A 15,496-nucleotide genomic window follows, 5' to 3' on the forward strand; every position below is an offset into this window, starting at 1 on the left:
AGGCAACCTAAATGTCACCTTTTTTTCTTGATTATATACTATTTGCTCCGCTTATAAAACTTTTTCCAAGAAGTCTTTTGCTCGCTGACTTTTTGGATTGGAAAAGAATTCACTCGGGGCACTTTCCTCAACGAGCAGGCCTTCATCCAAGAACAGAACGCGATCGGCCACTTCTTTGGCGAATCCCATCTCATGCGTTACGATCAGCATGGTCATTCCCGTATGAGCCAATGACTTCATGACCTCGAGCACTTCCTTCACCATCTCGGGATCGAGCGCTGAAGTCGGCTCATCGAAAAGCATGACCTCCGGGTTCATGGCCAATGCCCGTGCAATGGCAACCCTTTGTTTTTGTCCGCCTGACAGGCGATTCGGGTAGGACGATTCTTTATCGGCCAAGCCCACTTTGGTCAAGAGCTCACGTGCTTGCCTTACTGCCTCCGCCTTGGATAATTTTTTCACCTTCATCGGTGCATATGTCAAGTTTTCAAGCACGGTCTTATGAGGGAATAAATGAAAATGCTGAAATACCATACCGACATTTTCCCGCACTTTCATGATATTGGTCTTTTTATCGGTGATAACTTGATCTTTAAACCAGATTTGACCATCTGTAGGGGTTTCCAGCATATTAATGCAACGCAGGAAGGTTGATTTACCGGATCCGGATGGACCGATAATGGCCAACACTTCACCCTGGGCGATCTCGGTGCTGATTCCTTTCAACACCTCGAGCCTGCCATAATTTTTTTTGAGTTCATCAATTTTAATCACTGCGTCTCATTCTCCTTTCAATCACTTTGCCTAAGATGGTAAGAATCATGACCATCACATAATAAATGAGGCCGGCAAATAAAATCGGCTCGAAGAATTTATAGGTCTCACCGCCGACAATATATGAACGGCGCATGATATCACCCAATCCAATGATCGTGACCACAGCCGATTCCTTCGTCAGAGATATCAGTTCGTTCACGAGGGACGGCAGGATATTCTTGATGGCTTGCGGAAGGATAATATTGAGCATCATCCCGGAATACGGAACCCCTAGCGCCAGTGCAGCCTCACGCTGTCCTTTATCAACAGCTAAGATGCCTCCCCTGATGATTTCCGAGATGTACGCGGCAGAATTTAATCCGAAGGCTAAAAATGCTGCTTGGAATGCTTCGATTTGGATTCCGAGTATTTGTGGTGAACCAAAATAAATTAACATCAATTGCAGTACTAAAGGTGTACCGCGAAAAATGGAAGTATAAAAGTCCGCAATCCAATTCAGTGGTTTAATTCTACTGATTTTAAGTATTGATAATAGTATCCCCAAAACGAAACCTATTACAGCCGCTACCGCCACTACCTTTAATGTAGTCGGTATCCCTTCCATAATATATGGCAGGGATGGCATGATCCTATCAAATTCCAGATTCACTCCATTCATCCTCTCTAAAAGAAGGTCCCCGTGACCTTCCTTGCTTCATTACAACAACAATAAAGCGAGGAAAAACGTTCAGAAGGTATACTATTGCATCACTTCTGAACGCTTTTCCTTTCTTTGTATTATTCAGTTGCGTTACCACCGAACCATTTTATAATTAATTTTTCCATCTCGCCATTCTCTAACATTTTCTTCAATTCAGCATTGAATTGGTCCGTTAGTTTACTTCCCTTTTGGAATGCGATTGCCGAACCGGCTTCTTCTTCACCGGATTCGATTAAGTAGCCAACTAACTCTTTATTGTCTTTTAAATAGCCTTTTGCCACAGTATCTTCCATGATGACGGCATCAAAACGTCCAGTGGACATTTCTTGAACAACCTCTGGAATCCGATTCCGCTTTTCGACCTTCATTCCAAGATCCTTGCTTTTATCCAAGTCTGTCGCCAATGTCTCCTGAATGGATGCAAGCTGCACGCCAACCGTTTTTCCTTTTAAATCTTCAACCGTTTTGATTTTGCTGTCCTGTGTCGTGATGATCATGTTTTTAGCCGTATAATAAATATCACTGAAATCGACGGATTGCTCACGTTTTTCTGTAGGTGTCATTCCAGAGATGACAAAATCGATGGATTTGTTTTCCAGCGCAGGAACGAGACTATTAAAATCAATATCCTTCACTTGAACCTCATAGCCCAATTTCTTTCCGATCGCTTTAGCGATATCGATGTCAAAGCCCTTTATTTCATCACTTTTAGATGTTTCCACATATTCAAATGGCGGATAATCCGCAGAAGTTCCCATGACCAGAACCTTTTTGTCCTTATTGCCAGCTGTGCTCTTATCTTCTTCTTTCTTTGATGTTCCGCATGCCGCCAATACTCCAATCATCAATACGGTAGCAAGCAACAACGATAACTGCTTTTTAAATTTCATCATTATTCCTCCAAAATGATATTTTCATTTCTTTTGTTATTAAATTTGGTAATTAGTTAAAATATCAATTAATTTAAATAACTAATATTCATACACTATTTTGTATTTTAACACACTCTTGCAATTATTCAATATCGCAATCAATAGATTTATTTTTCAGAATATTACCATAAATCACATTGCTGTGCTCACCTTTTTCTCAAGCGCAAAGCTTATATGTGACCCTTCTTTATCTTTTTTCCTAAATGTTTCTTTTTTATGCAGATTTACGAATGAAAAGACCAACCAAGCTTGCGGGGCCAGGCTGTGGAGGAAGGCAAAGGAACACGAAGTTTATCTATCATATATTTTCGTGAAATTCGAATGTTGTTTTTTGATTGACACTGCTAGAAATAGGACGGAAAGCGAGCTCCCAAGTGTATAAACAAAATAGCGTTCACTAAATAGCAAAAGGGGTCCGGAATTAAATCATTCCGAACCCCTTTTTTCTGAACGCGCCGAACGGGCGGTGCCTTCGTTTTATTAATGACTTACACTTCTTCGCAATATTGATCGAAGTAGTCTTGTAATTTTTCGACAACTGACATCGGATGATGGCCTTCAATTTCATGGCGTTCTATCATCGTGATGATTTTTCCATCTTTAAGCAATGCGAATGATGGCGATGATGGCGGATACCCTTCGAAATAATCGCGCGCCTTCTCCGTCGCTGCTTTATCTTGCCCGGCAAAAACTGTCACAAGCTGGTCTGGACGTTTATCGTTATGGATGGCATGAGCCGCTGCTGGTCTGGCTATTCCCCCCGCGCAGCCACAAACGGAGTTGACCATGACAAGTGTGGTGCCTTTTTGTGCAAATACTTCTTCCACTTCCTCGGGAGTCGTCAATTCTGTATATCCAGCAATCTTAATCTCATCGCGAGCTTGTTTGACCACATCGTTCATCAAAAAATTAAAATCCATATTCATGGTTATGCCCCTTCCAAGTTTTCTCTTCAACTCTATCATAACAATTGCCACATCTCGATTCAATAAATTTACCTGCCATTTTGCCTAAAGGCTTAGACAAACAAGTTTAAAACGGAACCGAAGTGGGAAACATATGTCTAACAACGAGAAAGCTTCACTTCATACAAAAGGAAGGGATATGCATAAACTAATGCATACTCCCTTTTTTTACTTAAGTGTATCCATAAAAGCTTGAAATGCCTGCTTAACGGCAGCGGTGACCGTTTTATTGCCAGACATCACCTCATTTTCGAGGATGGGGAGCAGCTCCTTGACGGCTTCATTTTTATAAAACATCATTTTAAGCTGATGATCCATTAATGAATAAAGCCACTCCTTGGCTTGCATTCTTCTCCGTTCCTGGAAAACACCAGATTTCTTTGTCGTATCGGAAAAATCCTCCAATACATCCCAAAGCTCGGGTATTCCTTTTCCGGTTATTGCAGAACATGTATAGGCTTTCCCTCCCCACCCTTTCGTTGCCGGCTGGAGAAAATGCAGGATTCTGCTATATTCCGACTTCGTCCTAATCGCAAGCGGAATATTATCACCATCCGCTTTGTTGACCACAATCCCATCAACAAGCTCCATTATCCCTTTTTTCATTCCTTGTAATTCATCGCCTGCGCCTGTCAGGACAAGGAGCATGAAGAAATCAACCATGCTTCGGACGATCGCTTCACTCTGACCGACACCGACGGTTTCAATAAGGATGACATCGAATCCTGCCGCTTCACAAAGCAGCATCGTTTCCCTAGTTTTGCGATGCACGCCTCCCAAAGTACCTTCTGAAGGCGAAGGTCTGATGAATGCGAAAGGATTTCTTGCCAGTTCCTCCATCCTCGTCTTATCACCTAATATACTTCCCCCGTTAATGGAAGAACTTGGATCGACGGCAAGGACCGCAACCTTATGGCCTTTGTCACATAAATAGGTTCCGAACGTCTCGATGAACGTGCTTTTCCCGGCTCCTGGCACTCCTGAAATACCGATTCGAATCGACCGCCCCGTATGGGGAAGGAGTGAATGCAACAATTCCTGTGCATAATCAAAATGGTGGGCAGCATTGCTTTCAATCAATGTAATACCTTTAGCCAGCCTTGCCCTGTTCCCGGATAAGATCCCCTTTTTCAGTTCTTGGACCGATATGGGGGCATCTTGCTTTTTGACGAATCTGCTCGTTGATCCTTTGTTACGGTCAGAGGTCAATTCCACACCTGGTTTTAACGATGAAGCAAAACCCTCCTGATTGTTAGGATCGAACCATTCCGGCTTCTTGTGATCACTCATTATTGGGCCACTTCTTCATATCCGAGGCGCCTGTATATTTCGAAAAGCACCTTTTTCGCTGCCTGGGGAATGACCGTTCCAGGCCCGAAAATGGCAGAAGCACCATTTTCCATTAAGTACTCATAATCCTGTGCCGGAATGACGCCGCCAACGATCACAATGATGTCTTCACGCCCCAGCTTCTTCAGTTCCGCCATAAGCTGCGGCAACAGGGTCTTATGTCCGGCAGCCAGTGAGCTCATGCCAACTACGTGTACATCATTTTCGACGGCCTGTAGAGCCGTTTCTTCCGGGGTTTGGAATAATGGACCGATATCGACATCATAGCCCAAATCTGCAAATCCCGTTCCCACCACTTTTGCTCCGCGATCATGACCGTCCTGGCCCATTTTGGCCATAAGCAAACGCGGTCTCCTTCCTTCATTTTCAAGGAATTCCTCCGTCATGCGGACAACTTCCTCAATCTCCGCTTCCCTGGAGTATGCAGCGCTATAAACGCCGCTGACGGAACGGATCGTCGCTTTGTGGCGGCCGGCGACCTCTTCGATCGCATCCGAAATTTCGCCTAACGAGGCCCTCACCCTTGCAGCCTGCACAGCCAATTCAAGCAGATTCCCCTCACCTGTACTGGCAGCCGCTGTTAAAGCCTGAAGAGCTTCGTCCACCATTGCCTGATCACGTTTCCCCTTCAATTCACGTAAACGCTTAAGCTGGCTTTCGCGAACGGCGGTATTATCGATCTCCAGTATTTCAATAGGATCTTCTTTTTTCAAACGATATTTATTGACCCCGACGATCGTCTCATCTTGGGAGTCGATTTTAGCCTGCCGCTTTGCCGCTGCCTCCTCGATTCTCATTTTTGGCAGTCCGGTTTCAATCGCCTTTGCCATTCCTCCAAGCTCTTCGATTTCTTCGATATGGGCCCAGGCCCGCTCGATTAATTCATCCGTAAGTGCTTCTACATAATATGAACCTGCCCACGGATCGATGACCTTTGTAATTCCCGTCTCCTCCTGCAAATAAAGCTGTGTGTTACGGGCAATCCGTGCCGAAAAATCGGTAGGCAGAGCAATGGCCTCATCCAAAGCGTTCGTATGCAGGGACTGTGTATGTCCAAGAGCGGCTGCATGTGCTTCAATCAACGTCCGCGCAACATTGTTAAACGGATCCTGTTCGGAGAGACTCCAGCCAGAGGTTTGGGAATGGGTCCTCAACGCCATCGCCTTTTTGTTTTTCGGATCGAATTGTTTCATCAGTTTTGACCAAATGAAACGGGCGGCCCTCATTTTCGCCACTTCCATGAAGTAGTTCATCCCTACAGCCCAGAAGAATGACAGCCGCGGCGCGAATTTGTCGATGGCTATGCCTGCTTTCATCCCTGTACGTGCATACTCAAGACCATCTGCCAACGTATACGCAAGCTCGATATCCGCCGGAGCCCCAGCCTCTTGCAGATGATAGCCGGAGATGGATATGGAATTGAATTTCGGCATATATTTGGACGTATACTCGAAAATGTCAGCAATGATTTTCATCGACATTTCAGGCGGGTAAATATACGTATTCCGAACCATATATTCCTTGAGGATATCATTTTGGATCGTACCTGAAAGTTTATCCTGTGTGACGCCTTGCTCTTCTGCTGTCACGATGTAAAAAGCCAGAATAGGCAGAACGGCACCATTCATCGTCATCGAAACAGACATCTGATCGAGCGGAATCCCATCGAAAAGGATTTTCATGTCCAAAATGGAATCAATGGCAACACCCGCCTTCCCCACATCACCGATAACACGGGGATGATCGGAGTCATAGCCACGGTGTGTGGCTAAATCAAAAGCAACGGAAAGTCCCTTTTGGCCCATCGCCAAATTACGCCTGTAAAAAGCATTGGATTCCTCTGCAGTAGAAAAACCTGCATATTGACGTACCGTCCAAGGGCGATTGACATACATAGAAGGATAAGGTCCCCTTGTAAATGGAGCGATGCCCGGCATACTTTCCATATGCTCCAAATCCTGATTATCCGTTTTTACATAAAGCGGCTTGACCATTATTTGTTCGTTCGTTTCAAACACTAAATCATCAATTTTTTCTCCAACGGCTTTTTCAGCTTCTTTTTTCCATGCTTCAACGGTCCCTTTTCTTTCCGCCCTGATTGGGTTTATAGTTGAAAAATCCGGCTTTTTCATTTCATTCCACCCCTAGCTCATGCAATAATTCCTCTACCATGGCAATAGCATTCGTTTTAACATGAATAAAATCTTTGACACCAGCTTCGCTTAGGGTAATTTCCAGTTCCTTTTGCTGTTTGCCGGCACAATAAATATGGATATGTGGAAATCGCTTTTTAATCTCGCTAATGACGACTGCCGCGAATTCGCTGTAGTCAGCATCGCTCCCACAAACACAATAGATGGCGAGATTGGTTGAAGCGACGTACTCGACTGCTTCCCCAATGGATTGACAGCCTTTACTTTCCAGCGTTTCGATCCCTCCTGCTGCAGTAAGTCCTTTTATGAAGTCGGCACGCGGCTTATGGGATTTGATGTCTTTCAAATTGATCAAGCCGATTTTCGGTGAAGCTCCGTTCGTTGCCTTGTGCCTTTCGCTGCGCATTCTAATCCTTTCGAACTGAACAGATATGCGTTCCAAGTTAATTGGCATGATTTCAATTGCCTTCTCAACCTTGATATATGATGTATGGCCTTCCTTCGCAGGGGCTTTCATAATCTTATCTGCTGGATTCGGATATACATTCGTCCCGATCATGCTTTCTTTTCTATAAGCTGCCTTTTGGATTCTTTCTTGGAAGACGCTAGCTATTTCCTTCTGTAAAGTTCCTTGCTTGATCAACGGTATAATCCCTCCGGCCTCGTCGATTTCAAGGAATTTATTCCAAGCCTTTTCAGCCAATTCATCCGTTAATTGCTCAACATACCAAGAACCGCCTGCAGGATCGACCACCGTCGTTATATTCGTTTCTTCTTTTAAGATCAAGTGTATGTTACGGGCAATTCTTTCCGCAAAATCATCCGTTCCGCCACTAGCGTGATTGAATGGATGAATTTGAAGATAATCAATGCCTCCAATGGCGGCTGCAAAGGCTTGGTTGGTGGTCCGAAGGATATTGACGTGCTCGTCATATAGCGTTTCCGTCAATTCGGACGTAACGGCATGAATCGACATTTTAAAATGATCCGGAGCTGTTTCAAAAGCTTCGCCAATACAGGCCCAAAGGCGCCTAGCCGCCCTTAGCTTAGCGATTGTCATGAAGTAATTGGAGTCCACTGCAAAAGAAAAGACGATTTTTTCGGCAAAGGCAGCGATAGGCAGTCCTTGTTTTTGCCCTTCCAATAAATAATGGACGGCAACCGACAATCCGTACGCAATTTCTTGCACGGCATTCGCTCCGCCATTATGATATACAGCCGTATCGATCAGGACGGTTTTTAAATTTTGACCTACCTTTTGATATTCTTCGGTCGTCTTCACCCATTCTGCAAAATAATCGTCCATATCTTCCGGCAACTGGCCGACAATGAGCCATTGGGCAATGGGATCCTCTGCAAGTACGCCTGTCAATTGGGCATTATCGGATTTGCCTGCAGCTTTGAATTGTGCCAGAAATCTCTTTTGGCCACCTTTTAAATCCATGAAAACCGGTACAACCTTTAATGGAATATCCTTAATCAAGTTTTCAAACCTTACTCCTTCAGCAAGCAACCGGGCTGGGTATGCAGCGATATTTTGGCCGCGCTTGAAAGCTGCCAGCATTTTTTCATTCGCCTCTTTTGCCGTGATACCGCTTACAGGCTGGACGGCGAGCCAAGGATTTTCATGATAACCCATGGGGGATGTTCCGCGCGTGAAAGGAAAGAACCCTGGTAATTCAACTTTTTTTGCTCTTGAATTGGCCGTTTCCGTATAGAGCGGATCTAGGGTGATGCCTTCATATGTATCTGTTTTTAATTGGTCCATACTTTTACCTTTTAAAGTGACCTCCACCGCTTCTTTCCATTCGGCTAAAGAAGGCTCCGGAAAGGTTATGTTTCTTACATCCTTAAGCTCCATTTGTAATCGCTTTCTTATCGCTTGTCATCTCAAGCGTCCAGCCTTTTTACGGAGAACGAACGCTCAGTCAGTTTAGATAAGAAAACCACCCTCCCATCGATATGATCTCGATTATACTAATATTCTATCATAATTTTCTTGCAATTTAAGGTAAGGGAACTATTTTCGCCTATGAAAGGTTACAGTCAAAGAGCTGTATTACAACAGCCCTCTCTAAAATAATAGCAAAAATAAAATTTTTGTCGATGTTTTTCTAGGAAAAAGGAAGCGATAATACCGCCAAACAAGATTCTTTTCAGCGAAATCCACTTGAAAAATCATCGGATTCCTAAAAAGAAGCTGCCATTGGCTGCTCTTTCATTCGTACGAAAAACAAAAAAATGTCAAAAGGGGTTCGGATAAAAATCCGAACCCCTTTGTCTGGAAACTGCCTATTTGGCCTTTCCTTTTCAATCTTTTAATAGATCGAGGTGTTGTCTTTGGAAATATTTTCGATGATTTCTTTGACCCTGGCAAGGAACCGGCCGCATACAAGACCGTCCAAAACACGATGGTCAAGAGATAGACAGAGATTCACCATGTCACGTACAGCAATCATGTCATTGATCACGACTGGACGTTTTACAATCGTTTCGACTTGTAAAATCGCCGCCTGTGGATAATTGATGATTCCCATGGATTGCACCGAACCGAATGAGCCTGTGTTATTCACCGTGAACGTGCCGCCCTGCATATCCTCAGCTTTTAACCTGCCTGCCTTCACTTTTGATGCAAGCTCTTGTATCTCCCTTGCAATTCCCTTAATTGATTTTTCATCTGCATTTTTGATGACTGGAACAAACAAGGCATCCTCCGTCGCAACGGCAATCGAAATATTGATATCTTTCTTCTGGATGATTTTATCTCCTGCCCACGTCGAATTAAGCTCAGGAAACTCCGTTAGTGCTTGTGCGACCGCTTTAACGAAAAAGGCGAAGTATGTCAAATTATATCCTTCTTTTTGTTTAAAGCCGGATTTAAGATTATCACGCAGTTTTACCATATTGGTTGCGTCCACTTCCACCATCGTCCAAGCATGCGGAATTTCGTGCTTGCTTTTTAACATATTGGAGGCGATCGCTTTACGCACACCAGTAACGGCAATTTCCTTGTCGCCAGCAGCAGTCGGAACAGATGAAGCGTTAACTTCTGGTGCTGAGCGCCGAGTCATGGCAGGAGCTGCTTCATTGTGAGTCGGTTCGGTTGTTCGAGAAGGTTCGTCCATGCTAGGAACGGCACCTGACTCAACAAGCTTTAGTAAGTCCTTGCGGGTGATTCGCCCTTCACTTCCCGTTCCTTTCACTTTGGAAAGATCGATTCCATGCTCCTGGGAGAGTTTCAACACGGCAGGTGAATAGCGAGCTTTCCTAGATTGGTCAGCTGTTTGCTGCACTTCTCCTGTAAGAGGCGCTCCAGCATTTTCTTCCGTTCGTGAAGCTGCTTGCCCTTGATTTTCAGTATCCTTGTTTGCCGATTCGACTTCAATTGAGCAAATGACTTCGCCCACGGCCAGCGTTTGGTTTTCTTCCGCTTTCAATTCCTTGACGATGCCGGTAAAGGAAGAAGGAACCTCAGCATTTACTTTATCCGTCATCACTTCAGCCAGCGGGTCGTATTTCGTGACATGATCGCCAGGCTTAACAAGCCATTTACTGATGGTTCCTTCTGTGACACTTTCGCCTAGTTGAGGCATCTTCATTAATTCCATAGCCATAAATCGTTCCTCCTTCTTACAGTCATTAATACTCAGCCAATTCCCTCATCGCTTTTTCCACTTTATCCGGATTGACCATAAAGTGTTTTTCCATCGTAGGAGCATAAGGCATGGCAGGCACATCAGGTCCAGCCAACCGCCTTACCGGAGCATCCAGATCGAATAGGCAATTCTCGGCAATGATGGCGGCGACCTCACTCATGATGCTGCCTTCCTTGTTATCCTCGGTAACGAGAAGCACTTTCCCCGTTTTTGAGGCTGCTTCGATGATGGCTTCCTTGTCTAAAGGATAGACCGTCCGCAGGTCCAGAACGTGAGCGGAAATTCCATCTGCAGCTAATTTTTCTGCTGCCTGCAGGGCAAAATGCACGCAAAGTCCATAAGAGATGACCGTAATGTCTTCCCCTTCCCTCTTCACATCCGCCTTACCGATTGGCAGTACATAATCATCAGTTGGCACCTCTCCCTTGATCAGGCGATAAGCGCGTTTATGTTCAAAGAAAAGCACGGGATCTTCATCTCGAATGGCTGCTTTAAGCAGTCCCTTGACATCATATGGTGTGGATGGCATCACGATTTTCAATCCCGGCTGATTGGCAAAGATGGCTTCAACCGATTGTGAATGATACAAGGCCCCATGAATGCCTCCGCCATATGGAGCACGAATGACCATGGGACAGCTCCAGTCATTATTGGAGCGATATCTAATCTTGGCAGCCTCCGAAACAATTTGGTTAATGGCAGGCATGATGAAATCGGCAAATTGCATTTCCGCAATTGGCCGAAGGCCGTACATGGCTGCTCCAATTCCCACCCCCGCAATGGCAGATTCAGCTAGCGGCGTATCGATGACCCTGTCTTCACCGAATTGCTCGTATAAACCATTGGTTGCTTTAAAGACGCCACCTTTTTTACCAACATCTTCCCCCAATACGAATACACGGGAATCTCGTTCCATCTCTTCCCTCATTGCCATCGTTACGGCATCTATATAAGAAATCACTGGCATTCTATTACCCCCTTACTTTTGTGCATACACATGGTTCATCGCACTTTCAGCTTTCGGATATGAAGCATTTTCAGCATAATCAGTCGCTTCATTGACGATTTTCATGACCTCATCGTTCATTTGTTTTTCAGACTCGTCATTCAAAATGCCCACTTCTCTCAAATAAGCTCCGAATGTTTTGATGGAATCCTTCGTTTTTGCTTCGGCCACTTCATCGGCAGTCCTGTAACTCCGGTCATCATCATCACTGGAATGAGGCGTGAGCCGGTATGAAACCGTTTCTACAAGGGTAGGACCTTCTCCCCTTCGTGCCCGATCGGCCGCTTCCTTCACTGCGGCGTAAACTTCCAGTGGATCATTCCCATCCACCGTTATACCAGGCATGCCATAGCCAATTGCCCTGTCGGAAACATTTTCACACGAAAGCTGTTTCGAAATCGGAACGGATATTGCATACTTATTATTTTCACACATGAAAATCACCGGTAGCTTATGCACACCTGCGAAGTTGGCACCTTCATGAAAGTCACCTTGATTGGATGAGCCTTCCCCGAACGTTACGAAGGTTACCAAATCCTTCCCTTCCATCTTCCCTGCAAGGGCAATTCCGACTGCATGCGGGACCTGCGTCGTTACAGGAGATGAACCAGTGACGATCCTATTTTTCTTTTGACCAAAATGGCCAGGCATTTGACGTCCTCCGGAATTCGGGTCCTCCTCTTTCGCAAAACCTGATAGCATCAAGTCTTTTGCCGTCATTCCGAAGGTTAGCACCACACCTACATCCCGATAATAAGGCAATACATAATCCTTTTGCCGATCAAGTGCAAACGCTGCCCCAACCTGCGCAGCTTCTTGCCCCTGGCAGGAAATCACGAAGGGGATTTTCCCAGATCGGTTCAACAACCACATCCGCTCATCAATCCTTCGGGATAATAGCATTGTCCGATACATATCTAGAACCGTTTCTTCGTTTAAGCCTAATTGTTCATGACGTTTTTCTGACATCATAAAACCTCCTGACCTTATTCTTTATGAATGAATGGCTAGACCATCGACAGCTAGCGCTGCCTCGCCGATTGCTTCGGAAAGACTTGGATGCGGATGAATGGTTTTTGCTATCTCCCAAGGCGTCGCATCAAGCACACTTGCAAGACCTGCTTCTGAAATCATATCCGTGACATGTGGTCCTATCATATGAACTCCTAGGATATCATCCGTTTTCTTGTCTGCAATGATTTTGACAAAGCCATCCGCTTCTCCATAAACAAGCGCCTTACCGACTGCACGGAATGGGAATTTACCAATTTTAAGCTCGTACCCTTCCTTTTTCGCCTGTTCTTCCGTCAGACCTACGCTGGCGGCTTCCGGACTTGAATACACACATTTTGAAATAAGCGAATAATCCAATCGTTCCGGTTTTTGCCCAGCCATATGTTCGACGGCTGTAATCCCTTCATGTGAAGCTACATGTGCCAATTGCAAACCGCCGATACAGTCACCGATCGCATAGATGTGCGTTTCCTTCGTTTGGAAAAACTCATTGGTTTCAATGTAGCCTTTTTCTTTGACGATTTCAGTATTTTCAAGGCCGATTCCTTCAACATTTGCTGACCTGCCAACGGAAACGAGCATTTTTTCTGCCGTGAATTCCTCTGTCGTTCCATTTACTTCAGCAGAAATGACTACTGAACCATCCGTTTTCAAGGTTTCTGGCAATACCTTTGCTCCCGTGACGAATTTAACGCCTTTTTTACCGAGAAGACGCAGCATTTCCTTTGATATATCATGATCCTCGGTCGGGATGATCCTATCTGCATATTCCAGCACCGTCACTTCCACGCCAAAATCGTTAAGCATGGATGCCCATTCAATGCCGATGACTCCCCCACCGACAATTATGATGGAACGGGGCAGGCTCTCAAGCTTAAGAGCTTCATCAGATGTAAGCACCATTTCGCCATCGATTTCCAAACCGGGCAGTGTCCTTGGACGGGAACCGGTGGCAATGATGATATTTTGGGGAATCAGCATTTCATTTTCACTGCCATTGTTCATTTCCACGGAAATCGTTCCTGGCATCGGTGAAAAGATCGATGGGCCAAGGATACGCCCCAAACCTTCATACACCGTGATCTTCCCTTGTTTCATCAGGTGCTGTACACCTTTATAAAGTTGATCGACCACTTTATTTTTTCTGTCCTGCACCTTTGAGAAATCTATCTTAACATCTTCGGTCACAATACCGAATTCCTCACTTTTCACGGCAGTCTGATAAACTTCCGCACTTCTTAAAAGTGCTTTTGAAGGAATACATCCATTATGTAGACACGTTCCGCCGAGTTTGCCCTTCTCCACGACAGCCGTTTTCAAACCTAATTGAGCAGCCCTTATTGCAGCCACATACCCGCCAGTTCCTCCGCCGAGGATAACGAGGTCGAATTCTTCAGCCAAAATGACTCCTCCTCACTATTAAACAATTGGGCCCCCAATTTCACTGCCCCTTTGTTTATTACGTTACCCATGTTCAAGATTCCTGTGTTCATTTGTAAATAATCACAGGAATCTTCATGTTGTCCCATTAAAATCATTTACGTCCATTCAATATATGCTTTTCATTTTGCAGAAATTGGCTTCTCGAATTCCTCATTCGTGCAATACGTTCCTCAGCCATCCGGTCCGCGGCTTTATAGGTTGGAATTTGATCACGTTTTGCGATCTCAATCACGCGTTCAATGGTGTCATAAACCATTTCCACCTTCTTAAGGGCTCTTTCCCGATTATACCCTAAAAGCTCATCCGCGACATTTATGACTCCGCCTGCATTAATGACATAATCAGGTGCATAAATAATGCCTTTTTCATGAATTTGGTCTCCATGAACAGCTTCCTTCAATTGATTATTGGCTGCTCCTGCAATGACCTTCGCCTTAATTTGATTGATGGTTTGATCATTGATGACGGCACCCAATGCACAAGGTGCATATATATCACATTCGACTCCATAAATTTCATCCGTATTAACGGCAGTTGCGCCAAACGATTCAACCGCACGTGCAACGCTATCTTTATTGATATCCGTAACGATGAGCTTAGCACCCTCCTCATGAAGATGACGGCATAAGTTATAAGCCACATTCCCGACGCCTTGAACGGCTACGACTTTCCCTTCCAATGAATCCGTGCCAAAAGCTTCTTTGGCAGCGGCTTTCATTCCACGATAAACGCCATAAGCCGTTACAGGTGAAGGATTGCCTGAAGAACCGAATGCAGGGGAAATCCCGGTTACAAAATCCGTTTCCTCATGAATAAGATCCATATCCTCCACTGTTGTCCCTACATCTTCAGCTGTTATATAACGTCCGTTCAACCCTTGGATATACCTTCCGAAGGCACGGAACATTTCCTCATTTTTATCCTTACGCGGATCGCCGATGATCACGGTTTTACCTCCGCCTAAATTCAGCCCGGCAGCCGCGTTTTTATAGGTCATCCCTTTTGAAAGCCTCAGGGCATCTTCGATCGCATCTTCTTCGGATGCATACGTCCACATCCTCGTACCCCCAAGTGCTGGCCCCAACGTCGTATCATGAATGGCTATGATTGCTTTCAAGCCTGATTGTTTATCCTGACAGAATAGCAATTGTTCGTAATCATACTTCTCAAGATATTTAAAAATTTCCATAAAGAAATCCTCCCTAGATGTTTTATTGCGTGACAGTTTAAGCAAGGATGAAACGGTTCAGCCTTACCGTTTAATACGTTCATTTCAATTAATATTTGCTGCTTACATGATATTTTCCTCGATGGAAAAAGTGCGCTTGAAACATGCAACTCACCTAACTATCGTACGCGTTAATTCGTTGCGTACGTTTTATTAAATATGCAAATAACATGCCAATAAAAGGGTGCCAAAAGCCCCGGTCACATCAAAATGGGGATGCCTGCTGAAAAGTTTACCCATTATAGCCTATACCAAAATTAAAAAAATTTCAT

The 15,496-nt window shown here is 44.7% G+C and carries 12 protein-coding genes; all 12 read right to left on the bottom strand.

Going from position 1 to position 15,496, the window contains the following annotated elements; genetic code table 11:
- Positions 1-51: 51 nt before the first annotated feature.
- The 12 genes from ABE28_RS14820 to bcd all read right to left on the bottom strand — a co-directional run bounded on the left by ABE28_RS14820 (position 52) and on the right by bcd (position 15,185).
- Positions 52-774, bottom strand: coding sequence for an amino acid ABC transporter ATP-binding protein (locus ABE28_RS14820; protein WP_064463235.1), 723 nt, complete (start codon positions 772-774; stop codon positions 52-54).
- The gene (locus ABE28_RS14825; RefSeq protein WP_061144441.1) at positions 767-1,426 is read right to left on the bottom strand and encodes an amino acid ABC transporter permease; all 660 of its coding nucleotides are present in this window, start codon (positions 1,424-1,426) and stop codon (positions 767-769) included. Before ABE28_RS14825 ends, ABE28_RS14820 begins: the two co-directional genes overlap by 8 nt.
- Positions 1,427-1,554: 128 nt before the next feature.
- A complete protein-coding gene (locus tag ABE28_RS14830; protein WP_064463237.1) occupies positions 1,555-2,367 on the bottom strand; it encodes a transporter substrate-binding domain-containing protein in 813 nt (270 codons plus the stop codon).
- A gap of 530 nt (positions 2,368-2,897) precedes the next feature.
- Complete coding sequence (locus tag ABE28_RS14835) at positions 2,898-3,335, bottom strand: BrxA/BrxB family bacilliredoxin (RefSeq protein ID WP_064463239.1); 438 nt, start codon at positions 3,333-3,335, stop codon at positions 2,898-2,900.
- Between the two features lie 207 nt (positions 3,336-3,542).
- Positions 3,543-4,664, bottom strand: coding sequence for a methylmalonyl Co-A mutase-associated GTPase MeaB (gene meaB / locus ABE28_RS14840; RefSeq protein WP_064463241.1), 1,122 nt, complete (start codon positions 4,662-4,664; stop codon positions 3,543-3,545).
- Positions 4,664-6,856 carry a methylmalonyl-CoA mutase gene (gene scpA, locus ABE28_RS14845; RefSeq protein WP_064463243.1) on the bottom strand — a complete coding sequence of 731 codons (2,193 nt, stop codon included), beginning with the start codon at positions 6,854-6,856 and terminating at the stop codon, positions 4,664-4,666. Before scpA ends, meaB begins: the two co-directional genes overlap by 1 nt.
- A 1-nt stretch (position 6,857) precedes the next feature.
- On the bottom strand, positions 6,858-8,738 hold the full coding sequence (locus ABE28_RS14850) for a methylmalonyl-CoA mutase family protein (protein ID WP_064463245.1): 1,881 nt from the start codon (positions 8,736-8,738) through the stop codon (positions 6,858-6,860).
- A gap of 457 nt (positions 8,739-9,195) precedes the next feature.
- Positions 9,196-10,491, bottom strand: a complete 1,296-nt coding sequence (locus ABE28_RS14855) for a dihydrolipoamide acetyltransferase family protein (protein ID WP_064463247.1) — start codon at positions 10,489-10,491, stop codon at positions 9,196-9,198.
- Positions 10,492-10,516: 25 nt separating this feature from the next.
- Positions 10,517-11,500: an alpha-ketoacid dehydrogenase subunit beta gene (locus tag ABE28_RS14860; RefSeq protein WP_064463249.1), complete on the bottom strand. Its 984-nt coding sequence runs from the start codon at positions 11,498-11,500 to the stop codon at positions 10,517-10,519.
- 12 nt (positions 11,501-11,512) lie between these two features.
- On the bottom strand, positions 11,513-12,508 hold the full coding sequence (locus tag ABE28_RS14865) for a thiamine pyrophosphate-dependent dehydrogenase E1 component subunit alpha (RefSeq protein ID WP_064463251.1): 996 nt from the start codon (positions 12,506-12,508) through the stop codon (positions 11,513-11,515).
- A gap of 24 nt (positions 12,509-12,532) precedes the next feature.
- The gene (lpdA, locus tag ABE28_RS14870; protein ID WP_064463253.1) at positions 12,533-13,954 is read right to left on the bottom strand and encodes a dihydrolipoyl dehydrogenase; all 1,422 of its coding nucleotides are present in this window, start codon (positions 13,952-13,954) and stop codon (positions 12,533-12,535) included.
- A 133-nt stretch (positions 13,955-14,087) separates the two neighbouring features.
- Positions 14,088-15,185 (bottom strand): branched-chain amino acid dehydrogenase, encoded by a 1,098-nt coding sequence (gene bcd, locus ABE28_RS14875; protein WP_064463255.1) that lies wholly within the window; start codon positions 15,183-15,185, stop codon positions 14,088-14,090.
- Positions 15,186-15,496 lie beyond the last annotated feature (311 nt).

The sequence above is a fragment of the Peribacillus muralis genome (assembly GCF_001645685.2).
In the GTDB taxonomy this organism is placed as follows: domain Bacteria; phylum Bacillota; class Bacilli; order Bacillales; family DSM-1321; genus Peribacillus; species Peribacillus muralis_A.